Annotated in this window: 22 protein-coding genes; 19 read left to right on the top strand and 3 right to left on the bottom strand. The window is 61.4% G+C overall.

Annotated elements, in window-relative coordinates:
- The first annotated feature begins 4 nt into the window (after positions 1-4).
- The 12 genes from F3G95_RS13925 (at position 5) to F3G95_RS01190 (ending at position 13,773) form a co-directional block, all read left to right on the top strand.
- Positions 5-835 carry a GIY-YIG nuclease family protein gene (locus tag F3G95_RS13925; protein ID WP_149793467.1) on the top strand — a complete coding sequence of 277 codons (831 nt, stop codon included), beginning with the start codon at positions 5-7 and terminating at the stop codon, positions 833-835.
- 23 nt (positions 836-858) lie between these two features.
- A complete protein-coding gene (def, locus tag F3G95_RS01245) occupies positions 859-1,395 on the top strand; it encodes a peptide deformylase (protein ID WP_149793466.1) in 537 nt (178 codons plus the stop codon).
- Positions 1,395-2,315 carry a methionyl-tRNA formyltransferase gene (gene fmt, locus F3G95_RS01240; protein WP_149793465.1) on the top strand — a complete coding sequence of 307 codons (921 nt, stop codon included), beginning with the start codon at positions 1,395-1,397 and terminating at the stop codon, positions 2,313-2,315. The genes def and fmt overlap by 1 nt, the downstream gene beginning before the upstream one ends.
- Positions 2,312-3,640, top strand: a complete 1,329-nt coding sequence (rsmB, locus tag F3G95_RS01235; RefSeq protein ID WP_149793464.1) for a 16S rRNA (cytosine(967)-C(5))-methyltransferase RsmB — start codon at positions 2,312-2,314, stop codon at positions 3,638-3,640. Before fmt ends, rsmB begins: the two co-directional genes overlap by 4 nt.
- Before the next feature lie 15 nt (positions 3,641-3,655).
- The gene (rlmN, locus tag F3G95_RS01230; RefSeq protein WP_149793463.1) at positions 3,656-4,696 is read left to right on the top strand and encodes a 23S rRNA (adenine(2503)-C(2))-methyltransferase RlmN; all 1,041 of its coding nucleotides are present in this window, start codon (positions 3,656-3,658) and stop codon (positions 4,694-4,696) included.
- A gap of 13 nt (positions 4,697-4,709) precedes the next feature.
- Positions 4,710-5,459, top strand: a complete 750-nt coding sequence (locus tag F3G95_RS01225) for a Stp1/IreP family PP2C-type Ser/Thr phosphatase (protein WP_149793462.1) — start codon at positions 4,710-4,712, stop codon at positions 5,457-5,459.
- A complete protein-coding gene (gene pknB, locus F3G95_RS01220) occupies positions 5,452-7,353 on the top strand; it encodes a Stk1 family PASTA domain-containing Ser/Thr kinase (RefSeq protein ID WP_149793461.1) in 1,902 nt (633 codons plus the stop codon). Before F3G95_RS01225 ends, pknB begins: the two co-directional genes overlap by 8 nt.
- A 10-nt stretch (positions 7,354-7,363) precedes the next feature.
- Positions 7,364-8,245 (top strand): ribosome small subunit-dependent GTPase A, encoded by an 882-nt coding sequence (gene rsgA / locus F3G95_RS01215; RefSeq protein ID WP_149793460.1) that lies wholly within the window; start codon positions 7,364-7,366, stop codon positions 8,243-8,245.
- Between the two features lie 380 nt (positions 8,246-8,625).
- Positions 8,626-9,276 (top strand): thiamine diphosphokinase, encoded by a 651-nt coding sequence (locus F3G95_RS01210; protein ID WP_149793459.1) that lies wholly within the window; start codon positions 8,626-8,628, stop codon positions 9,274-9,276.
- 654 nt (positions 9,277-9,930) lie between these two features.
- Positions 9,931-10,536, top strand: a complete 606-nt coding sequence (locus F3G95_RS01205) for a hypothetical protein (protein ID WP_149793458.1) — start codon at positions 9,931-9,933, stop codon at positions 10,534-10,536.
- A 900-nt stretch (positions 10,537-11,436) separates the two neighbouring features.
- A complete protein-coding gene (locus F3G95_RS01195; protein ID WP_149793456.1) occupies positions 11,437-12,063 on the top strand; it encodes a hypothetical protein in 627 nt (208 codons plus the stop codon).
- Positions 12,064-12,240: 177 nt separating this feature from the next.
- Positions 12,241-13,773 (top strand): SPOCS domain-containing protein, encoded by a 1,533-nt coding sequence (locus F3G95_RS01190; protein WP_149793455.1) that lies wholly within the window; start codon positions 12,241-12,243, stop codon positions 13,771-13,773.
- 471 nt (positions 13,774-14,244) lie between these two features.
- Here F3G95_RS01190 and F3G95_RS01185 read toward each other — a convergent pair whose 3' ends face one another.
- Positions 14,245-15,069 (bottom strand): hypothetical protein, encoded by an 825-nt coding sequence (locus F3G95_RS01185; protein WP_149793454.1) that lies wholly within the window; start codon positions 15,067-15,069, stop codon positions 14,245-14,247.
- Positions 15,066-15,263 carry a hypothetical protein gene (locus F3G95_RS01180; RefSeq protein ID WP_188117492.1) on the bottom strand — a complete coding sequence of 66 codons (198 nt, stop codon included), beginning with the start codon at positions 15,261-15,263 and terminating at the stop codon, positions 15,066-15,068. Before F3G95_RS01180 ends, F3G95_RS01185 begins: the two co-directional genes overlap by 4 nt.
- A 776-nt stretch (positions 15,264-16,039) precedes the next feature.
- Here F3G95_RS01180 and F3G95_RS01175 point away from each other — a divergent pair.
- The 4 genes from F3G95_RS01175 (at position 16,040) to F3G95_RS01160 (ending at position 19,111) form a co-directional block, all read left to right on the top strand.
- Positions 16,040-17,434, top strand: a complete 1,395-nt coding sequence (locus tag F3G95_RS01175) for a nucleobase:cation symporter-2 family protein (RefSeq protein ID WP_149793452.1) — start codon at positions 16,040-16,042, stop codon at positions 17,432-17,434.
- Positions 17,435-17,523: 89 nt separating this feature from the next.
- On the top strand, positions 17,524-18,279 hold the full coding sequence (locus tag F3G95_RS01170; RefSeq protein WP_149793451.1) for a heparan-alpha-glucosaminide N-acetyltransferase: 756 nt from the start codon (positions 17,524-17,526) through the stop codon (positions 18,277-18,279).
- 178 nt (positions 18,280-18,457) lie between these two features.
- The gene (locus tag F3G95_RS01165; protein ID WP_149793450.1) at positions 18,458-18,880 is read left to right on the top strand and encodes a flavodoxin; all 423 of its coding nucleotides are present in this window, start codon (positions 18,458-18,460) and stop codon (positions 18,878-18,880) included.
- A 72-nt stretch (positions 18,881-18,952) separates the two neighbouring features.
- Entirely contained in the window at positions 18,953-19,111 is a 159-nt protein-coding gene (locus tag F3G95_RS01160; protein WP_149793449.1) for a DUF1540 domain-containing protein, read from the top strand.
- A gap of 67 nt (positions 19,112-19,178) precedes the next feature.
- On the opposite strand, the gene F3G95_RS01155 is transcribed toward F3G95_RS01160, so the two are convergent.
- Positions 19,179-19,790, bottom strand: a complete 612-nt coding sequence (locus F3G95_RS01155; RefSeq protein ID WP_149793448.1) for an HAD family phosphatase — start codon at positions 19,788-19,790, stop codon at positions 19,179-19,181.
- A 131-nt stretch (positions 19,791-19,921) separates the two neighbouring features.
- Between F3G95_RS01155 and F3G95_RS01150 the strand changes: the two genes are divergently transcribed.
- The 3 genes from F3G95_RS01150 (at position 19,922) to rpsB (ending at position 23,209) form a co-directional block, all read left to right on the top strand.
- The gene (locus F3G95_RS01150) at positions 19,922-20,215 is read left to right on the top strand and encodes a YlmC/YmxH family sporulation protein (RefSeq protein ID WP_149793447.1); all 294 of its coding nucleotides are present in this window, start codon (positions 19,922-19,924) and stop codon (positions 20,213-20,215) included.
- Positions 20,216-20,342: 127 nt separating this feature from the next.
- Positions 20,343-22,289 carry an alkaline phosphatase family protein gene (locus F3G95_RS01145; protein WP_149793446.1) on the top strand — a complete coding sequence of 649 codons (1,947 nt, stop codon included), beginning with the start codon at positions 20,343-20,345 and terminating at the stop codon, positions 22,287-22,289.
- 197 nt (positions 22,290-22,486) lie between these two features.
- Positions 22,487-23,209: a 30S ribosomal protein S2 gene (gene rpsB, locus F3G95_RS01140; RefSeq protein WP_015563994.1), complete on the top strand. Its 723-nt coding sequence runs from the start codon at positions 22,487-22,489 to the stop codon at positions 23,207-23,209.
- Positions 23,210-23,258 lie beyond the last annotated feature (49 nt).

Here is a 23,258-nt window from a genome sequence, read left to right as displayed (position 1 = left end):
GAAAATGGCAAAGATCATGCTCAACGACCTGCTGCATTTTGATGCCTCAGAGGTGCCGAATGTCCGGGTGAAGTTCAATATTTGTGACGGCTCCGATGACCCGCTGGAACTCTACAAGACGAATCCTGACTGGGTGAACGTGTATTGGCTGCTGGGCTACAAAGACCGCCATGATTTCAGCGTGGGGCAGACGGCTGTCTGTCTGCTCAGATTCAGGCGGGATAAGTGGTTGTTGACTACCATCAAAAAAATCACCGGTCTGCGGGACGTGACCGAAGGCGTGGGGTATGACGCCGACGAGAGGAAAGAGTACGAGCAGTACTTCGGTCGGGTGGTGGTGGAGTATCACAACGACGGCCGGAGGATGAGCCGGAAGTATGAAGCGGTCATGGACGAGCTGGAAGTCGTGCAGATCCTGAACGAACAGTATACCGGCGACGAGTTCCCCGGCTACGAGAACGTCCGGCTGAGCTATCCGCTGCTGAAAAATATCGTAGACCGCCAGCTGCCCGGCTGGGTCGATGCCCTGCGAAACCAGAAGGCCGTCTACCTCATCACCGACACCAAGACCGGAAAGATGTATGTGGGGTCGGCCACGTCCCAGACCGGGATGCTGCTGCAGCGGTGGTCGAGCTACGCCGCCGACGGCCACGGCGGGAACGTCGAGCTGCGAGAGCTGGTGAAGCAGCAGGGCTTCAACTATGTAAAAGAAAATTTTCAGTATTCCATCCTTGAGAATTACAATGCAAGAATGGATGATGAATATATCCTGAAGCGGGAATCGTGGTGGAAAGAGACCCTTTGCACCCGTACCCACGGCTACAACAAAAATTAACGATTTATCTGGAGGTATACTTCATGGCTATCCGCAACATTGTAAAAGAGGGCGACCCCATCCTGAACAAGGTCTGCCGCCCCGTGACCAACTTCGACGACCGTCTGGCCACCCTGCTGGACGATATGCGCGAGACGATGATCGCCGCCGACGGCGTGGGCCTCGCAGGCCCGCAGGTGGGGATGCTGCGCCGCGTCTTCGTGGTGTGGGACACCACCGACGCCCCGGAAGAAATCCCCGAAAACTACGAGTACAAGTTCATCGACTTCGTCAACCCCGAAATTCTCGCCGTGTCGGAGGACGAGGAGACCGCCTACGAGGGCTGCCTGTCCTTCCCGGGCCACAACGGCGCCGTGACCCGCCCCGCAGCCGTCAAGGTCCGCGCACAGGACCGGAACGGCGAGTGGTTCGAGCTGGAAGCCGAGGGCCTGCTGGCCCGCTGCATCCAGCACGAGAACGACCATCTGGACGGCATCACCATCATGGAGTCCAGCGAGTTCTTCTATGAGGACACCGAGGAGGGCCGCGCCGCTGCCGCCAAGAAGAAGGAGAACGACTGATGCGCATTCTGTTCATGGGGACGCCGGATATTGCGGCGGACTGCCTGAAAGCCCTGTATGAGGCGGGCCACGACATCTGCGGGGTCTACACCCGGCGCGACAAGCCCGTGGGCCGCAAGCAGGTGCTCACCGCACCCCCGGTGAAGGAAGTGGCGCTGGCCCACGGCACCCCCGTCTTTCAGCCCCGCACCCTGCGGGACGGCGGCGAGGACGAGAACATCCGGGCGCTGGCTCCTGAGCTCATCGTCGTGGTGGCCTACGGCTGCATCTTGCCCAGATCGGTGCTGGAAGCGCCGAAATACGGCTGCATCAACCTCCACGTCTCCCTGCTGCCGAAATACCGGGGCAGCGCCCCCGTGCAGTGGGCGGTGCTGAACGGCGACGCCGAGACGGGCGTCTCCATCATGCAGATGGACGAGGGCCTCGACACCGGCGACGTGCTGGCCTGCGAGAGGATCGCCATCGACCCCGAGGAGACCAGCGGCCAGCTGTTCGACCGGGTCACTGCCGTGGGCGCACGGGTGCTCTGCGAGACCCTGCCTGCCATCGCAGCCGGGACGCTGAAAGCAGAGCCTCAGGCCCACGAGAACGCCTCCACCGCCCCCATGCTGAGTAAGGAGATGGCCCAGTTCCATCTGACCGACAGCGCCGACCACATCCACAACTGGGTGCGGGGCATGAACCCGTGGCCCGGGGCATGGTTCGTGACGGCGGGCGGCAAGAAGGTCAAAGTCATGGAGTGCCGCGTCGCGGAAAGCCACGGCGAAGCCGCCGGCACGGTCCTCGCCACCAAGCCCCTGACCGTGGCCTGCGGTGAGGGCGCTATTCAGCTGCTGCACGTCGTGCCGGAGGGCAAGAAGCCCATGGACGGCACCTCCTTCGCCGCCGGTCTCCGCCTCAAGGCGGGGGACAGCCTGTGAGCGGCCCGAACCCCCGCGGGGCGGCGGTGGCGGCGCTGGTGCGGCAGGAGCAGGACGGTTTTTCGAACCTCATCCTCGACGCAGAACTGCGCCGCCAGAAGCTGGAAGGCCGCGATAAAGCATTTGCCAGCGCGATATTTTACACCGTGCTGGAACATCAGGGGACGCTGGACTATATCCTGAGCCGGTTTCTGCCCAAGGGCCTCGCAAAGCTCGACCCGCAGGTGCGGGAAATTCTCCGCGCCGCGCTGGCGCAGGCCCGCTATATGCAGGTGCCGGCCTCGGCGGCGGTCAATGAGGCCGTCAAGCTGACCCGTACTTTCCGGAAAGCCAGCGCCTCCGGCCTCGTGAACGCCGTGCTGCGCCGGGCCATCGGCTATGACCTCGGCTCTGCCGTCTTCGCCGACGAGGTGGAGCGGCTGATGGTGCTGGGCTCGGCGGGCCGGGACGTGGCAGCGTTCCTCCACGAACACTACCCCGACGAGGCGCTGGACATCCTGACCCACACCGCCGACGGCGGCCTGACCAGCCTCCGGGCCAACCCCCTGAAAGGGACGCCGGAAGCCCTCTGCGAAAAGCTGCTGGCCTCGGGCGCGAAGACCGCCGCCCCGGGCCTTGTGCCGGGCAGCGTCTTAGCCCGCTTCGAGGGGAGCCCGGCGGAGAGCGGGCTTTTCCGGGACGGATATTTCCATGTGGAGGGGCAGGCCAGCCAGCTTGCCGCCCTCTGTGTGGAGGCAAAGCCCGGCGATACCGTCCTCGACCTCTGCGCTGCCCCCGGCGGCAAGAGCCTGCTCCTCATCGAGGAGATGGGGGACGAAGGGCGGCTGGTGAGCTGCGACGTCAGCGAGAACCGCGTCCAGCTCATCCGCAAGGCCGTGGAGCGGATGGGGTTTGCCCATGTGGAGCCCCGGGTCTCCGACGGCACAAAGCCGGACAACCACCTGCCCATGGCGGATGCCATTTTGGTAGACGCCCCCTGCAGCGGCCTTGGCATCCTTGCCAAGAAGCCGGACATCCGGTACAAGACCCTCGAAAAAGCGCGTCACGATGAATTATTGGCCACCCAGTCGGCCATTCTGGATACAGCCGCCGCCCACCTGAAAGAGGGCGGGCGTCTGGTCTACTCCACCTGCACCATCGACCCTGCCGAGAACGAAGAGCAGGTGCGGGCCTTCGTGGGCCGACACCCGGAGTTCCGGGTGGTGACGCCGGACGTCCGCTTCCCGGCCGGGATGACCGTGGGGGACTGGGGTGCGCTTTCCGTCCCCACCCGCACCGGCATGGACGGCTTTTTCCTCTGCGCGATGCAGAAACGTGATTCCTGACAAAAGGAGATTTTCATGGAGACTAAACGCTGTATATCCTCCCTGACGCTGGAACAGCTGACGGCGGAGCTGAAAGCGATGGGCCAGCCCGGCTTCCGGGCCAAGCAGATTTTCCACTGGGTCCACCAGAAGCTCGTGACCGACTTTTCGGCCATGACCGACCAGCCCAAAGCCCTGCTGGCAAAGCTCGAGGAGGCATTTTACATCGCCGCGCCCATCATCGAGCGGCGGCAGGAGGCCAAGGACGGCACCGTGAAGTACCTGCTGCGGATGGCCGACGGCAACTGCATCGAGACCGTCGTCATGCGCTACCACTACGGCAACACGGTCTGCGTGTCCACTCAGGTGGGCTGCCGGATGGGCTGCCGCTTCTGTGCCTCGACCCAGGCGGGCCGGGTGCGCAACCTCGAGGCGGGGGAGATATGCTCCGAAATTTACACCGCCCAGAAGGACATCGGGGAGCGCATCTCCCACATCGTGCTGATGGGCATTGGGGAGCCGCTGGATAATTTCGACGAAGTCATGCGCTTTCTCGAGAACATCTCGTCCCCCGAGGGGGTGAACATCGGGATGCGGAACATCAGCCTCTCCACCTGCGGCCTCGTGCCGAAAATTGACCAGCTGGCCGAGAAGAAGCTCCAGCTCACCCTCTCCGTCTCCCTCCACGCCCCCAACAACGACATCCGCAGCGGCATGATGCCCGTGAACGACGCCTACCCCGTGGAGGTGCTGATGCAGGCCGTGCGCCGGTATCAGGAGACGACGGGCCGGAGAGTGAGCTTCGAGTACTCCATGGTGCGGGGGGTCAACGACTCCGATGCCTGCGCCAGACAGCTGGCCGACCTCATCCGGGGGATGGGCGCTCACGTCAACCTCATCCCCATCAACCCGGTGGACGGCAGCCCGTATTCGGCTACCGACGCCGCCAATGTCCGGCGCTTCCAGCAGAAGCTGGAAAGCCTCGGCGTCAACGCCACCGTCCGCCGCCGTCTGGGCAGCGAGATCAGCGCCGCCTGCGGTCAGCTCCGCCGCGACGAGATGAACGGCAAAGTTTGAGAAGGAGAATCCTATGAAACTTGCAGGAAAAACAGACGTCGGCAGCGTCCGCCCCGAGAATCAGGATGACTACCGGGCAGGCGAGCTGAACAGCGACGCGGCCTGGGGCCTCGTGTGCGACGGCATGGGCGGTGCGCGGGGAGGCCGTGAGGCTTCCGTGAGCGCCTGCGACGTCATCGAGCACAGCTTCCACGAGCAGTACGCCCAGTGCCTGCCCGGCGACGAGGAAACCTTTTTGAAGCGGGCGCTCATCAACGCCAACCGCTTCGTCTTCCAGAAAGCCTCCCGGGAGGAGGAGCTGGCGGGCATGGGCACCACGGCGGTCTGCGCCCTCGTGCGGGGCGGCAGCGCCTTTATCTGCCACGCAGGCGACTCCCGGGCCTACCTCGTCCGGGGCGGCAGGCTCACCCAGCTCACCCACGACCACTCCTACGTGCAGGAGCTGGTGGACTGCGGCACCATCACCGCCGAGGAAGCCGAGCATCACCCCCAGAAGAACATCATCACCCGGGCGCTGGGCGTGGACTACCGCCTCGACCCCGAGTTCACCAGCGTGCCGGTGCAGAGGGGCGATATGATCCTGCTCTGCACCGACGGCCTCACCAACGTCCTGCCCAAGGAAAAGATCGAGGAAATCTTCACCAAGGGCGGGTTCTACGACATCCCCGACCGGCTGGTGGACGCCGCCAACGCGGGCGGCGGCCCCGACAACATCACCGCGCTGCTGCTGGGCGTGGAGCCGCTGGAGGTGAAGCATGGATAATCTCATCGGCAAGACGCTGGACGGGCTCTACACCATTCAGGAGCTCATCGGCGCAGGCGGCATGGCCAACGTCTACAAGGCCGTGGTCTCTGCCCCCGGCGGGCCTGTGCCGGAAGGCACGGTGGTGGCCGTCAAGGTGCTGCGTCAGGAGCTGATGCATGACGCCGACCTCGTCCGCCGCTTCAAGAACGAGTCCAAGGCCATCTCCCTGCTCAACCACCCCAACATCGTCAAGGTCTACGACGTCTCTGTCAGCGAAAACCTACAGTATATCGTGATGGAGTGCGTGGAGGGGATGACCCTCCGGGAGTACCTCAACGAGCGGGGCGGCAAGATCACCAGCCGGGAGACCGTCCACTTCATCGCCCAGATCCTCCGCGCCCTCGACCACGCCCACCGCAACGGCGTCGTCCACCGGGACATCAAGCCCCAGAACATCATGCTGCTGGACAACGGCCAGCTGCGGATGATGGACTTTGGCATCGCCCGCATCTCCCGGGCCGAAAACCAGATCCAGAACGGCAAAAAGGCCATGGGCAGCGTCCACTACATCAGCCCCGAACAGGCGAAGGGGGAGGAGACCGACCCCAAGAGCGACATCTACTCCGTGGGCGTCATGATGTACGAGATGCTCTCGGGCAGGCTGCCCTTCGACGCCGACGACATGGTGGAGGTGGCCCGCAAGCAGATACGGGACACCCCGAAGCCGCTGGCCGAGCTTGCCCCGGACGTGCCGCTGGGCCTCGTGCAAATCACGGAACGCGCCATGGCGAAGCTGCCGGTCAACCGGTATTCCAGCGCCGCAGAGATGCTGGAAGCGCTGGACGCCTACGTGCAGGACCCCTCCGTCACGTTCCAGTATCAATATGTAAAGGAAGAACCTGAAAAGGTGGTGAATGACCCCATGCCGCAGAAACGCAGCATCCGCAGACCCCCGGAGAAACCGGCGGCGAATCCCGCCCGCCCCAAGGCTAAGGCGAAAAAGAAGAAGCGCAGCGGCTTTATGCCGGTGCTGCTGGGCATCACGACGGCCTTTGCGCTGGCCTGTGCGGCCCTGTGCTGGACCATCCTGAACGATTCCAGCAATATCATGACCGACCGCGCCGACATCGTGCTGGGCGATTTCAGCGGCATGACCCAGGACGAGGTGAACGCCTCTGAGCAGGTGGCCTCCGGTCAGGTGGTCGTCAACTGGGAAGAGGAGTACAACAACGACTACGCCGCAGGCCATGTCTACAAGCAGTCGCCGGTGGCGGGCCGCACCGTCCGCGAGGGCCAGAGCGTGACCCTCACCGTCAGCCTCGGCATCCACTACGTCACCGTCCCCGACCTGACCAACTACGTGCAGGCCGACGGCGAACAGCAGCTGAAGGACCTGGGCGTGTCGGTGCTGGTCACTCAGGCCGTGGATGAGTCGGTGGCCGCAGGCTCCATCATCCGCACCGACCCCGCCGCAGGCAGTCAGGTGGCCGCAGGCACCACGGTGGTGATCTACGTCAGCCGCCCGCAGGTGGCCACCACCACCAAAGTCCCCAGCCTCATCGGCATGAACGTGAACGACGCCCGCACCCTGCTGGTGCAGCGGAAACTGGGTCTGGGCAGCCAGACCGAGCAGTACAGCGACCAGCCCGTGGGCAGCATCATCAGCCAGAACCCCGGCGAGGGCGCATCGGCCAAGCTGAACACCCGGGTCAGCGTCGTGGTCAGCGCAGGCCCTGAGCCTGCACCGGAACCCGAAGCACCCAGCGAGAGCACCGCCAGCAGCGACGGCTCCGGCGGCTGGTTGGGCGGCCTCTTCGGGGGCAGCAGCTCTTCCAGCGAGAGCACCGGCGCCAGCTCGTCTTCTTCCACCGGCGGCGGTCTCAGCGACTGGTGGACGTCCTGGCTGGGCTAAAGGAGTAGGTATGACAGGTTATATCACAAAAGGCATCGGCGGATTTTATTACGTTAAGACGTCGGAAGGTGTCGTGGAGTGCAAGCCCCGGGGCATCTTCCGCAAGCAGAAGATCACCCCCGTAGCGGGCGACGTGGTGACGCTGGAGACCGAGAACGGCGGGGCGGTCATCGCGTCCATCGCGCCCCGGCGGAACGTCTTCGTCCGCCCGCCCATGGCGAACCTCGACGTGCTGTTCCTCGTGGCAAGCACCACCCAGCCCACCCCCAGCACCCTCGTGCTGGATAAGCTCTCGGCCATCGCGGTGGACAAGGGCGTCCAGCCCGTCATCGTCTGCACCAAAGGCGACCTCGCCGAGGCAGAGTTTCTGCGCAGCGCCTACGAAAAGTCCACCCTGCCCTTCATCCGCATCGACTACGCCACCGGCGAGGGTCTGGACGACATCAGGCACTGGATCAATGGCCGTCTCTGCGCCTTCTGCGGCAACTCCGGCGTGGGCAAATCCACCCTGCTGAACGCCCTCCTGCCCGACGTGGAGCGTCAGACCGCCGCCATCAGCCAGAAGCTGGGCCGTGGCCGTCACACCACCCGCGAGGTGACCATCTTTGAAGCCTTCGGGGGCCGCATCGCCGACACCCCGGGCTTCGCCAGCCTCGAGGCCAGCCGGGCGGGCTTTATCCCGAAAGAGGCTCTGGAACACGCCTTCCCGGAGTTCGGGCCTTACCTCGGCGCGTGCCGGTTCACCGGCTGCTCCCACCGCTCCGAGAAGGGCTGCGCCGTCCGCGCCGCCCTCGCGGAAGGCAAGCTCTCCCAGACCCGCTACGACAGCTACTGCGCCATGTACGATGAGGTCAAGGATGTGAAGGAGTGGCAGTACCCTCTCAGCCGCTGACGGAGAGGGCAGCTCTGTAAACTTTCTGCACAGCGCTTGACTTTTGCGGGGAAGAGCATATACTAAAGATGGGATTGTGAGAAGATTCCATTGGTTTCACTAAAAAAGAAAAGCCCCCAAGGAGTTGCCGCTCCCAGGGGGCTTTCCATTTAGTCGGGCTTACGGTCCTTGTCGAGTCTGTCAAGCCACTTGCAGATATAATGTGAAATTATATTTGCCACGGCAGACTCCAAGATTGTGAGAATATGGATCATTGGTTTCACCTCCCTTCCCAAGTAAGATGGGCGGGATGAACCGCAGAACCAGTATATCATAAACTTCGGCAAAAAGATACAGAAAAAGACGCTGTGTTATCATACTTCCCAGAAAGAAGGAATCCCATGTCCCGCTGTGTTATCATTTCCGCCTGCCCGGTCAGCGCCTCGCTGGCGTCGGCCCTGCGGCCCGGCGACACCATCATTGCCTGCGACGCGGGCTACCGCAACTGTGCGCCGCTCCACTGCCGCCCCGACATCATCGTGGGCGACTTCGACACCGCGCCCTGCCCGGCGCAGGAGGGCGACGACACCATCATCCTGCCCCACGTCAAGGACGACACCGACACCGAGTACGCGGCAAAGCTGGCCTCCGAGAAGGGCTTCGACGAGGCGCTGCTGCTGGGTGTACTGGGCGGCAGACGCCTCGAGCATACGCTGGCCAACCTCTGCACCGGCCTCGGCCTCGAACAGCGGGGCGTCCGGGCCACGCTTCTGGACGAGCGCAGCCGCATCACCTTCGTGATGCCCGGCGAGACCCGCCGCTACCCTAGGAATGAGTATTTCTACCTCTCGGTCTTCCCGATGGAGGGCAGGGCAGAGGGGGTCTCGGAGCGGGGCTCCTTCTATGAGCTGACCGACGCCGTCCTCACCGCAGGCTACCCCCTCGGCGTCAGCAACGAGTATGCCGAGGGCTCCGACTGCATCACCATCTCCACCCAGAAGGGCGCGCTGGTGGTGGTGGAGACGGTGCCGGACGGGCCGATCCTGAGCTGAACCGGAACATTCCGGGCGCAGACCGCCTATAATGGCGTATCAAGCGACGAAAGGTGGTCGGCTCTATGCAGGTGGTCGTTCTCAAAAGCCCCAGGTGCCTCAGAGGCTTGCTCCGGAGGCTGTTCGGCATCCGGAAAGAAACGCAGGACTGAAAGAAATGGAAAGCCGCCGTGCGGCGGTTTCTGTAAACTTTCTGTGCAGCGCTTGACTTTTGCGGGGAATGGCATATACTAAAGATGGAATTGCGAGTATGTTCCACTGAATTCACCAAACGAAAAGCCCCCAAGGAGTTGCGACCTCCCCGGGGGCTTTCCATTTAGTCGGGCTTGCGGTCCTTGTCGAATCTGTCAAGCCACTTGCAGATGTAATGCGACATTACATTTGCTGCGACAGACTCCAAAATTGCGAGTAAATGCACCATAGAATCCACCTCCCTTCCCATAAAATGGGCGGGATGAACCGCAAAACCATTATAACATACAATTCGCCAAAAAGATACAATAAATGCCAAGCCCCCAAGGAGTTGCGACCTCCCCGGGGGCTTTTTTCTGCGTGAATCGCCCCAAAACCTGCGCGAATGGCCGTTGCGGCGGCGGCGGGAGACGGGTTATAATGGAAGTGTCAAAAACACCACAGTGAACGGAGGATACGACCATGAAATTGAAAAAGCTCCTTGCCCTCGCCCTCGCGGGCGTGCTGCTGACGGCGTCCCTGACAGCCTGCACCCCGCTGGACGCAGCCGAGCTCGTGTATGATTCGATTTTCGGCGGCGGTTCGAGCAGCACCGGCAGCACCGGCTCGGCGGCAGAGGACGCCGAAAACAGCGCAGTCGCGGAGGGCGTCGCCGACCACTTCAAGGGAAACTCCCAAAACGTCGAAGTCTCTTACAGCGTCCCCGAACTGACCAGCACCATCCGGCCCGCGTTCACCCCGGAATGGTTCAAGAAGGACACGGAGGGGAACATCAGCGGGCTGAACAAGGACTCCTACATAAATCCCAGTCAGACGCTGGGCCAATTCCTGCTAAACAGCCTGAAGGACTACGAGGAGCAGAGCAATTACGTGGGCTTTTTCGCCTTCGACTCCACCGGGATGAGCGCCAGTGAGCAGGCAGAGCGGTTCAAAAACATTAACAGTGTGCCGAAGGTCGGAGTCCTGCTTCCGTTTGGGTCGCCCGCGCCCACCAAGCTGTGTGTCGGCGTCTGCCATAAGACCGTCGAGGGCCTGGAATACTGCCTCGTGGTCGTTGTCCGGGCCTGATGGTGCGCTTGTAAACTTTCTGTGCAGCGCTTGACTTTTGCGGGGAATGGCATATAATAAAAGTAGCAAAAGAAAAAGCAAATACGCCATCGGCGCACCCAAAGGAAAGACCCCCTCCCGGAGCTGCAATCTCCGAAAGGGGGTCCTTTTTAGTGCTTACGGCCCTTCAGCCATCCGTCAAGCCACTTGCAGATGTAGTAGGACGCTACATTTGCTGCGACGGACAGAACAAAAGAAAAAATATACGCCATTAGGCAACACCCCCCTTCTCCCATCCTTGGTAGATTGGGCGGGACGAGCCGCAGGACTATTATATCATATAATTCGCCAAAAAGATACAGGAAACGAGGCGGAATGCCAAAGCCTCTCCCTTTGGGAGAGGTGGCACGCCGCAGGCGTGACGGAGAGGTTGGACAGAGGGCGCGCTTGTAAACTTTCTGTGCAACGCTTGACTTTTGCGGGGAATGGCATATAATAAAAGCATAAGAGATAAGAGTACTCATGGTGCTCGCCAAAGCAAAAGAAAACCCCCTCACGGAGTTGCCGCTCCGAAAGGGGGTTTCCTTATTTAGTGCTTACGGCCCGTAGACAATCCGTCAAGCCACTTGCAAACATAATGTGAAATTATGTTTACTGCGACGGACTGGATAAGAGATAAAAATGGACTCATGGTGCTCACCCCCTTCCCAATAAAATGGGCGGGCAAGGCCGCAAAACAAGTATACCATAAACTTCGGCAAAAAGATACAATAAATGCCAAGCCCCCAAGGAGCGGCAACCCCCCGGGGGCTTTTTTCTGCGTGAATCGCCCCAAAACCGGCGCGAATGGCACTTGCATAGGGGGGGGGGGGTGCTATAATGGAAGTATCAAAAACACCCAAGAAAAAGGAGGATACGACCATGAAACGGAAAAAATTCCTTGCCCTCGCCCTCGCGGGCGTGATGACCGCAGTGACCCTTACCGCCTGCACCCCGCTGGACGCAGCCGAGCTTTTGTATGACTGGCTTTTCGGCGGCGGGAGCAGCAATGCTTCCCACGGCAGCGAAAAGAGCCTTGTGAAGGAGTCCGTGGAGCTTGAAGATAAGCTCAAGGCGTATTTGCGTCTTTCTGAAACCACAGCAAGCGACAGAGCCAAGGAGACGCTTGAGGCAGTGGCAAAAGGATTTGACGCGGAATGGCTCGACAACAACAAGTTGAACGACAAGGCTAAAGACGCACTTATCCCTATCACGCAGGACAAAGTGCAGGTTAAACAGGCGTTATGGGTGGACGTGATGGAGCTGACCTCCCCCGACGGAACAGCGGATATTACTCTGGATAACAGGCCGATTTACTCGGATAGATATGTGGACCCAGGGCCTGGTTCTGGTGATCCTTACCATTGGGTTTATCTGGTGGATCCTTCTAATTTAAGAAGAGAATTGGACTACTACAAGAAAAATGACGCTGAACTATACGCCGGTACGTTCCAGAAAGACGGAAAAAATTACGCCGCGATGGTCACGATAATGAACGGTTGGTGGTAATGTGTAGGGAGTGATGCCAAGCCCTGCCTTACACACCCTTTTCTTGAAATAACCCTTCCGCCCCCTCAGAGGCCCCTCTGAGGGGGCCTTTTTGCGCCTGTGGGCTGGCGCAGGGCATAGCCCGGCTTTGCCCCGCATACACTCTCATCAGAGCAAGGACAGGAAAGGAGCATCACCATGGAGCTGAAAGTGTTCCGGGACGTTCTGCCTGCGGCGGGTGCGGACTGCACCGCCAAGGCGGAGCTGCCCCTTGAGACCGAACTACTGATCTCGGACTATCTGCCGCCGGTGCAGCGCATCGTCAAGTGCTTCGCGCATCCGGTGGTGCTGCAAAAGCAGCTGGCCCCCGGGCGGCTGACGCTGGAAGGATATTTGCGCTGTACCGTGTATTATCAGGGCGAAGAGGGGGCGGGGCTGTGCCAGACTGAGCAGAAGCTGCCCTTCACCAAGGCCCTCGAGCTGCCCTCTTTCGCGGCCACGGCGTGGACAGCCTGCGTCGAGGGCCAGACCGAATACCTCAACTGCCGGGCCGTCAACCCCCGCCGCATCGAGGTGCGGGGGGCCTACGGGCTGGTGGTGAGCGTCCACGCCCAGCTGTCCACCGAGGTCATCACGGCCCTCAGCGAGGGCGGCATCGAGCAGAAGCCGGTCACGCTGGCAGGGGTGCGGCGGGCCGCCACCCTCGAAAAGCTCGTGACCATCGAGGGGGCGCTGACCTTCCCGAAGCCCCCCGCCGCCATCCTCGACATCACCGGCACCGCCGAGGTGCGGGAGCTGAAGCGGATGCAGGGCAAGGCCGTGGCGAAGGGGGTCTTGCACGTCCTCTGCGGATGGCGGGCCGAAGGGGACGCCGCCCTCCGCAGCCAGACCGCCGACCTGCCCTTCAACCAGATCCTGGATGCAGACGGCCTCAGCGAGGACTGCCGCTGCCTCTGCGTGCTGGAGCCGGTGGGCTTTGCGGCGGCGGAAGGGGAGACCACCGAGGACGGCGCGGCTTCCACCACCCTCACGGCCACGGCGATGCTGCGGCTGAGCGGCTGGCGTCCCTACCAGCTCCAATGCGTGGCCGATGCCTTCTCCACCCGCTTCGAGACGACCCTCACGCCCCAGACTCTCGCCACAGAGTCGCTGCACTGCGCGCTGGACGAGACGACGGTGCTGCGGGGCTCCGGCCCTCTGCCCGACGCCGGAGCGCATATTTTAGCCTGCTTCGCGTCCTTCGGGCCGGTGAGCCTGACGCGGCAGGAGGGGAGAGCCGTCCTGACGGCCCGGGCCGTGGTGTCGGCCTTTGCGGAAAACACCCTCGGGGAGATGGAGTGCTACGAAAAGGCGCTGGACTACGCCCTGCCCCTCCCCGCCGACCTCCCGCCCGACACCGACGCCTACCCCGAGTGCTGGCTGAGCGTTCAGGACCTGCAATGCGCCAGCGCGGGCGGCGCGCTGGATGTGTCCCTCACCGTCCGGGCCGAGGGCGCGGTGCTGGCGCGGCAGACGGCCTCTCTCGTGGGGGCGGTGGAGCTGGGCGACCCCCTCGCCCCCGCCGACCCGGAGGTGTCGCTCCGCATCTGCTACGCCCAGCCGGGGGAGGAGCTGTTCGCTATCGCCCGGCGCTACCACGTCTCGCCCGGCCAGATGCTGGCCGCCAACGACCTCCCCGACGGCACCGCCCGCCTCGACGAGGCGCGGAGACTGCTTGTGCCGGGGGGGTGAGCGAAGCTGTAAACTTTCTGCACAGCGCTTGACTTTTGCGGGGAATGGGGTATCCTAAAGTCAGGAATGTCAAGGGTCAAGATTGTCACCCCAAAAAGGAAAAACCCCCTCGGAGTCGCTACCTCCAAGGGGGCTTTTCATTTAGTTGGGCTTACGGTCATCGTCGTACCGGTCAAGCCACTTGCAACGGCGACGACCGCCGCCAGCGGCGGAAGCAGGGAGGAGCTGTTGGGGCCGCGGCCAGCAAGGATGCGAGCGGCAGCGAAGCAGACGCTGGGAGCCGCAACCCGGGCTCCTTCTTGTCATATCCGTATTGCATCCGCTTTCATCCAGAAACACAAGGTCACTTGCCTTGAATCCAGATATAAGGCCGTTCCAGTCTTTTCTCTTCTGCGCCACATCGGGAACGCTCCTGTTCACTGGCATGAAGAGACTTTTTCTTCCAAGCTTCTATTCCCTAGGCCGAACGTATTAGTTACGCAGTGCTTTTTCACGCACTTCCGGTGTAACTGCTTTCAGAAGATTATAGAGGTCAATAATATCGGCGATTGCCTGCCGGTCCTGCACCGTCCATGTGTAATCAAACTTGCTATAATCCGTTCCCTCGAAACGCATGATAACGGTATCGGCACTCAAAAGGTTTCGCAACCATTCGACTTCACTGTCTTCCATTTCAAAGGTGGCCCATGCAAACCATTTACCAAGCTCTTTGTCGTATCCATAATCGGAGTTATCATAATCGCAAATGTAAGTGTACTTATAATCTCCACCGCGCAGAATGATGTCATCGATATCCAGCTCGGAAGAGCCCATGTAAGTAAAATCTTCCCAGAAAACAATAGTGTTCCCCTTGTCCCAGATATAAAGGTTGGGGCCAATGCCACACGTCTTGCGCTTATCGATGCTGTCATCATGCGGGGTTGTAATCGCCCAGCAGTCTTCTACTGCATCGTAGTTGACATTGCACTTTGCAAGTGCATCCTGAATACCAAGAATCTGCTGTGCTTCTGCCAGCACACCAAAATTGGTGACAGCAGCTTTTCCTGCATCATCCAACTGGTTATAGGCATCCAAAGCGGCCACGATTGCCGCGCGTCTGCTGCGCGTGACAGTACCGATCTGGCTGATCAGCGCTTCTGCCTGCTCCGGGGTCACAGCACTATTCTGCTGCGCGAGCACCGCAAAGGGAACGTCCCCGGCGGGGCTGGCGGCCAGCGCAGGCAACGCTGTACCCGAAATCAGCGCAGCCACAATTGCGCTTGCCACAAGAACGTTGCATTTTTCTGTAATTTTCATTCGATGTTCCTCTTTCCTCTGGATTTCAGCTTATAGCTGTTGTAACATAAAATTATAGATACAACAAAAAGCAACTCCACAATTTCCTGCATCTGTTTGTCGAACTCGCCCATCCCGGCGGGCTCTTTTTTTGTACCCATAAGCTCTTCAACGGTAATGCCAAAGTAGTCCGCAATTTTTTTGCGGCTGGACATTCTGGGTAAAGCGCCGTTTTTCCAGCTTGTCGGCATAGAGTTTGAAAAAACAAGTTCTTCTGCAACAGCAGCAGGTTTTTCCCCTCATACCGTCCTGTTGATCAGGTGTCAATGGGCGGGCAAGGCCGCAAAACAAGTATACCATAAACTTCGGCAAAAAGATAGAGGAAGCGATGCGGAATGCCAAAGCCTCTCCCTTTGGGAGAGGTGGCACGCCGCAGGCGTGACGGAGAGGGCAAGCCCGTCTCCCAAGAGCTGCCGCGTAGCGATAAGCAGGCTCTTTGTCGGAGCGATACTATCGCGCAGTGCAGAGCTGTTTGGCAGCATCCTTGCCCTCTCAGGCGCCCCGCGCCAGCTCCCCCAAAGGGGGAGCCCTTGGCAGGCCGGTCAACTTCCTACTGGACGCCTGAGGCCCGATATGGCGCAAAAGGGCGGGCCTTGCTACAGAGGGCAGCATCTTCTGGACAAGCGCACCTTGTCAAGCTGCCGTGAATCTTGGCAGCGGAGCACTACTGTTCCCGAGACATCGTGCTTTGCTCGTCCCGCGTGGGCCTGACCGACACGCCAGTGGCTCCCCCTTTGGGGGAGCTGTCACCGAAGGTGACTGAGAGGGCAAGGAAGCCTGCCCTCTGTGCTGGTGCCGGGGGTGTAGAAGTACGACTTATTACGAAAATATGAATAAAAACTCGAAAAAGCCCTACCGTTCCCGGTTCCGGTCTGCTATAATTTTCTATGCTTGTTACAAAAACCTGAAGTGAAGTAAAGGAGCCAGGAATATGATAAAAAGCGCTGAACTGGAAAATTCGGCATACGAGTTTGAGGCGAAAATGCCGCTGCGCCATGCTGTCCCGCTGGGATTGCAGCACGTGTTCGCCATGTTCGTGGGCAACCTCACCCCGCTGCTCATCATCACCAGCGCCTGCGGCCTCGCGGGCGGTGAGTTCGCAGACCTGCAGGTGAGCCTGCTGCAGAACGCCATGTTCGTGGCGGGCATCGTCACGCTGGTGCAGCTGTACGGCCTCGGCCCTGTGGGCGGCAAAGTGCCGATCATCATGGGTACCAGCTCGGGCTTCCTGGGCGTGTTCAACAGCGTGGCTGCCAGCATGGGCGGCGGCGTCACGACCTACGGCGCCATGATGGGCGCATCCATTCTGGGCGGCCTGTTCGAGAGCGTGCTGGGCGTCTTTCTGAAGCCCCTGCGCAAGCTGTTCCCGCCGGTGGTCACCGGCACGGTCGTGCTGTCCATCGGCCTGTCCCTCATCTCCGTGGGCGTCAACTCCTTCGGCGGCGGCAACGCAGCCAAGGACTTCGGCTCGGTGGAGAACCTGCTGCTGGCCGTCTTCGTGCTGGTGGTCATCCTCCTCTTCAAGCACTGGACCAAGGGCTTCCTCAGCTCTTCCTCCATCCTCGTGGGCATCATCGCGGGCTATCTGGCAGCCATCGTCATGGGCTTCGTCCTGCCCACCACCGGCGTCACCGCCGACGGCGTGGAGTTCACCAAAGCATGGGTGCTGAACTGGAACAAGGTCGCTGAGGCCAGCTGGTTCGCCATCCCGAAGCTGGTGCCGGTCAAGATCGTCTTCGACCTCCGCGCCATCCTGCCCGTCATGATCATGTTCATCGTCACCGCCGTGGAGACGGTGGGCGACATCTCCGGCGTCATGGAGGGCGGCATGAGCCGCGAGGCCACCGATAAGGAGCTGAGCGGCGGCATCATCTGCGACGGCCTCGGCTCTACCGTCGCTGCCTGCTTCGGCGTCCTGCCCAACACCTCCTTCAGCCAGAACGTGGGCCTCGTGGCCATGACCAAGGTGGTCAACCGGGGCGCACTGGCCACCGGCGCCATCTTCCTGATGCTCTGCGGCCTCATCCCCAAGCTGGGCGCACTCATCTCCATCATGCCGCAGGCCGTTCTGGGCGGCGCTGCCGTCATGATGTTCTCCTCCATCGTGGTGTCGGGCATCCAGCTCATCACCAAGGAGAAGATGACTCCCCGCACCCTGACCATCGTCTCTGTGGCGCTGGGCGTGGGCTACGGCATGGGCGCAAACGCCAAGATCCTTGCCAACACCCCCCAGTTCGTCCAGCTCATCTGCGGTGAGAGCGGCATCGTGCCTGCTGCCTTCGTGGCCATCCTGCTCAACTGCCTGCTGCCCCGCGATGAGAAGTAAGCGTTGAGCCACTGCGGCCTCCCTGTCTTTGCAGGGAGGTCTTTTTGTGCTATAATTTCCCCAGTCTTATCAGAGGGAAGGAGGACTCTATGGAACCGCAAACTGCCGCCCGCTATCGTCTTCTGGACGAGCTGCGGGGACTCGACCTCATCAGCATGATGCTCTACCACGGGATGTGGGACGTGGTGTTCCTCTTCGGCGTGGCCCAGAAGTGGTACACCGGACGCCCGGGCTTTGTGTGGCAGCAGAGCATCTGCTGGGTCTTCATCCTGCTTTCGGGCTTCTGCCTGCCGCTGGGGCATCATCCGTTCCGGCGGGGAGCCGTCGTCTTCGGGGCAGGGGCGCTGGTCACAGCCGTCACCCTGCTCTTCCTGCCCGAGGAGGTGGTGTGGTTCGGGGTGCTGACTCTGCTGGGCTCGTCCATGCTCCTCACCGCCGCGCTGGACCCGCTGCTCCGCCGCGTCCCGCCCGCCGTGGGCGTGGCCCTCAGCGCCCTGCTGTTCTGGGGGACCTACCCCACGATGAACGGCTTCTGGAACCTGCCGGGCGGGCGTCTGGCCCTGCCGCAGGCCCTCTACGCCAGCTACCCCACGGCCTATCTGGGCTTCATGCCGAAGAGCTTTTTCTCCACCGACTATTTCCCGCTGCTGCCCTGGCTGTTTCTGTTCTGGGCGGGGTACTTCCTCCACCACCTCGTGGGCCGCGGACGCCTCGCGCCGCTGCGCCGGTCGGTCTGCCCGCCGCTGGGCTGGATGGGCCGTCACTCGCTGGTGCTCTATCTGCTCCATCAGCCGGTCATCCTGGGGGTGCTGACGGTGGCGTTCCGGCTGGTGAGAGGGGGGTAAAGCTTCTGGAAAAGTTAGCCTCTGCGACCGCTTGACAAAGGGGCGGCGCTGTGGTATCCTATGGACGGTTAGAGAAATCTAACTAAAGAGATGCGTCTGAGCCTGCTTCCGACGCATTTTTATGGAGCAAAAAGTTAGAAGCGGCTAACCCAATAAATCAAAAGTGAGGCTGAACATTATGAGCAAAGTAGCAATCGTATTCTGGAGCGCGACCGGCAACACCGAGACCATGGCAAACTGCATCGCGGAGGGTGCAGGCGTTGCCGCCGCCATCGTCCCCTGCGCCGAGATGGACGCAGCAAAGCTGGGTGAGTATGACGTGGTAGCCTTCGGCTGCCCGGCCATGGGCGCTGAGCAGCTGGAGGAGAGCGAGTTCGAGCCGATGTTCGCGGGCCTCGAAGGCTCTCTGAACGGCAAGAAGGTGGCTCTGTTCGGCTCCTACGGCTGGGGCGACGGCCAGTGGATGCGCGACTGGTGCGAGCGCGCCAAAGAGGACGGCGCACAGCTGTTCAGCGACGAGGGCCTCATCTGCAACGAGACCCCCGACGACGACGTTCAGGCTGCCTGCCGCAAGCTGGGCGCTGATCTGGCCAACTGGTAAAAAATAACACCGGCCCATCCTGCATCATCCCGCGTCTTTGGGGCAACCTAGGGACAAAGAGGTGATGAATGAATGGAAAACACAGGTGTCCGCTGTGATGTCTGCGAGTGCCGCCACAACGTGGGGAGCTGCAAGTGTGACCTGCCCGAGATCACGGTGACGGAGCGCTGCACCTGCTCTTCTCAGCAGGTGGACATCCCGCACTACTGCCAGAGCTACGAGAAGAAGTAAGCTTTGCGCAACAAAAAGACCTCTGCCCGACAGCCTTGCCGGGCAGGGGTCTTTTGCTGTCTGTTTTTTAATGAAGGCTGACGCCGAAGGTGGGCAGGCTGCGCAGCAGGGTGCCGACGTTGTGCATCTCGTAGATGCCGAAGCCCAGAGCGCTGGCGGCTACGAGGTTGTCGGCCCGGTCGTCGATGAAGATGCACTCATCGGCCCGGAGACGGTACTTGTCCAGCAGGGCCTGATAGATGCGGGGGTCGGGCTTGTTGACCTTCACTTCGCAGGAGGCCACGCCGCCGTCGAAAAGACCCTCGAAGTCCCGGTGCATCAGCAGGTCCAGCACGTCCTCGGGGATGTTGCTCAGGTAGTAGACGCAGTAGCCGCGCTGCTTGAGCTGCTCCACCAGCGTCTGCATCCGGCGGCGGGGGTGGAGCATACTCATCCAGTCGTCCAGCACGCCCTCCACCTCGAAGCCCCGGCCCACAGCCCTGGCCCGCTGGAGCATCCGCTCGTTGGCCTCCCGGCGGGTGATGCGGCCTGCGTCCAGCAGCCGCCATTCTCTGCTGCCGAAGGTCAGGTCGTAGACCTCCTCTTCCAGCCCCCGGTTCCCGAACAGGTCGATGAGGTACTTGTGGGGGTCGAAATCCACCATGACGCCGCCGAAGTCGAACACGATATTTTTATACATCGATGATACCTCTTAAAAATAGTTGGAGTCTCACTGCGCCCAGTATAGCACATCCGGGGCAGTATTTTCCAGTCCTTTTGCATCGTCCGGCCCGCCCCGGCATAGGATGGGACTGTAAGGGGGCGGGGGAGATGACCTTTCGGGAGCTGTGCAGCAAGGAAGTCGTCCAGCTGAAGGACGGGGCCTGCCTTGGCCGGGTGGACGATCTGGAGCTGGACGCCGACACGGCCCGCATCGGGAGTTTGCTTCTGCTGGGGCGGCCCCGGCTCTTCGGGCTGCTGGGCCGGGACGAGACCCTCACCATCCCCTGGGCCGACATCGAGCGCATCGGTCTGGACGCCATCCTCGTGCGGACGGACATCCCCGCCCCGCCGCCCTCCCACGGGGGACTGCTGGATAAATTGCATCAGTGGCTGAACGGATGAAAGATTTTCACCCGTTTTTTGTCCGTCAGGGCTGGATTTTGGAGGCGGGATGATTATAATAGAGGACTGGGGCGGAGTCTGCCGCCTCAAATAATACGAAAAACGCAGAAGTGAAAGGAACTTCTTTATGACACACCATCCGAGTGCTGCGTCCCTCCGGCTGCACGGGGCGCGGCTGCTGTTTCCGCCTGCGGCCACCCTTCTGTTTCTGGTGCTCACCGAGTACATCGCCCGCGGCACCCTGAGCGGAGATACCTTTGTGCAGTACATCGTTCCCCACCCAGAAGCCTACCTGCTGGCGTGGGGGCTGCTCTTCCTCGTCTGGATGGCGGTGGACTGGCTCACCCGCTTCGCCCCGCTGGCCACCCTCCTGTCGGCCCTGCTGGGCTGTCTGCCCGCCACGGTGGACTTTTACATCCTGCAGCTCCGGGGTGAGCCCTTCCTCCCGTGGGACTTGATGCAGGTGTCCGAGGCGGCCGGCGTGGCCTCCGCGGCGGGCATCCACGTCCAGAAGAGCATGGTCGTCTCCGGCGTCGTGGTGCTGGCTCTGACCGTCGGCTCCTTCTTCCTCTACCGGGGGCGTCAAAAGCTGCCGTGGGTGCAGCGTCTGGCGGGCTTCGCGGCCAGCACAGCGGCCACCTGCGCCCTCATCTTCGGGGTGTTTTTGCAGCCTGCCGTCACCCAGTCGCTGGGCATCCTGCCCGACGCATGGATGCAGGACCGCTACTACCGCTACTACGGCGTCATCACCAGCTTCCTCACCAACCTGACGAATCTGGAGATCGACAAGCCCGAGGCTTACTCGGAGGAGGCCATCAACGCCATCCTCGACAACGTGGAGGCAGGGGAGAAGTACACCACCGGCCCGGTCTGGCCCGGCTCCTACGCCGCCCAGACCCCGGCAGACGAGCGGGTGAAGCAGCCCACCATCCTCTATGTGATGGACGAGTCCTACTGGGACGTCTCGGAGCTGGAGCAGTACGGCTTCCGGTTCGACACCGACGTCTCGGCCAACCTCCACGCCCTGCAGCAGACCAGCGCCTATGGCCGGGTCTACAGCCCCAGCTTCGGCGGCGGCACCTGTGACGTGGAGTTCGAGGCCCTGACGGGCTACTCGGTGTCCTATCTGCCCAGCGGCAGCAAGCCCTACCAGCAGCACGTGACGAGACCCATGTTCGCCCTGCCCAGCTACCTCAAGACCGAAGGGTATCAGACGGCGGCGGTCCACTGCTTCTGGGCCAGATACTGGAGCCGCGACACGGCCTACCCCAACCTCGGCCTCGACGACTTCATCAGCCTCGAGAAGATGCAGGGCGTCCAGAAGGTGCGCCGCCACTACTGGACCACCGGCCTCGTCACCGACGACTCCATGGCAGACCAGATCATCGGCCAGTACGAGACCATGAAGGCCCGGTCCGACGCCCCCGTCTTCCTCCACGCCGTCACCATGCAGAACCACACCAATTATAATAAGGATAACTACCCCGACGACCAGCGGGTGAAGGTCACCGAAGCCCCGGCGGGCCTCAAGGCCAGCACCGTGGGTGCGCTGGAAGACTTTGCCACCGGCATCCGGGACGCCGACGCCATGCTGGGCAGGCTGACGGACTACTTCTCGCAGGTGGACGAGCCGGTCATCCTCGTGTTCTGGGGCGACCACTACAACCCCATCGACTCGGGCTACGACATCTACACCCGCAGCGGCTATGCCAGCGGCTCCAGCGCCGACCCCCGCCTCCATCAGACCACCCTGCTCATCTGGTCGAACTACTCCGACCGGGCGGTAGACCTCGGCACCATCGCCGCCTACGACATCTCGCCGGTGATGATGGAGCTGTTCGGCCTCCGTCAGCCCGCCTACTTCCAGTTCCTTGGCCGTCAGCTCCGGGCCGCCTACCGGGCCAACACCCGCGGCACCATCCTGGAGAAGGACGGCACTGCCTCGAACGAGCTGACCCCCCTGCAGCAGAAGTGGAGCGATGAGCACTGGCTGCTCCAGTACGACCTCATGTTCGGCAAGGGCTATGCCCTGAGCCGGATGGGGCTCGAGGAGCTGTCCGAGGGCGCAGATTGACGAAAAACTACGATTCTTTGAAAAAAGCAGGAAAACCCCTTGCAACGGACGAAGGTTTGTGCTATTATTACTTAGCATTACACACGCATCACTATGCCCTTTTGTGCTCTGACGAGTGGAGGGCAGTTCACGGACATCCGATATGTCAGTGGATCACGGTGTGCGGAGGCAAAACAAATTTTGGAGGTAATTTTACTATGGCAGTCGTTTCTATGAAGCAGCTTCTCGAGGCAGGCGTTCACTTTGGTCACCAGACCCGCCGCTGGAACCCCAAGATGGCGAAGTATATCTTCACCGAGCGCAACGGCATCTATATCATCGACCTGCAGAAGACCGTCAAGAAGCTGGACGAGGCTTACAACTACGTGAAGGAAGTTGCAGCTGAGGGCGGCGACATCCTGTTCGTCGGCACCAAGAAGCAGGCTCAGGAGTCCATCCGTGACGAGGCTCTGCGCTGCGGCATGCACTACGTCAACGCTCGCTGGCTTGGCGGTATGCTGACCAACTTCCGCACCATCCGCAAGCGCATCGACCGTATGGCTCAGCTGCAGAACATGAAGGACAACGGCACCTTCGAGCTGCTGCCCAAGAAGGAAGTGGCCAAGCTCGAGCTGGAGATGGAGAAGCTGGACAAGTACCTCGGCGGCGTCAAGAACATGAAGACCCTGCCCAAGGCCATGTTCATCGTTGACCCCCACAAGGAGCGCATCGCTGTTGCTGAGGCCCGCAAGCTGAACATCCCCATCGTGGCTATCGTTGATACCAACTGCAACCCCGACGAGATCGACTACGTCATCCCCGGCAACGACGACGCGATCCGCGCTGTCAAGCTGATCGCTGGCGCTATGGCTGACGCTGTGCTGGAAGGCAAGCAGGGCAACCAGGAGGCCGCTCCCGCTGAGGACGCAGCAAACGCCTGATTTCCCGAAATTCTCACAAACCAACAAATACTGTGTAAGGGAGAATACC

The organism is Faecalibacterium sp. Marseille-P9312 (genome assembly GCF_902497445.1).
Taxonomy (GTDB): domain Bacteria; phylum Bacillota; class Clostridia; order Oscillospirales; family Ruminococcaceae; genus Faecalibacterium; species Faecalibacterium longum.
This window is presented reverse-complemented; position numbering and strand designations above follow the sequence as displayed.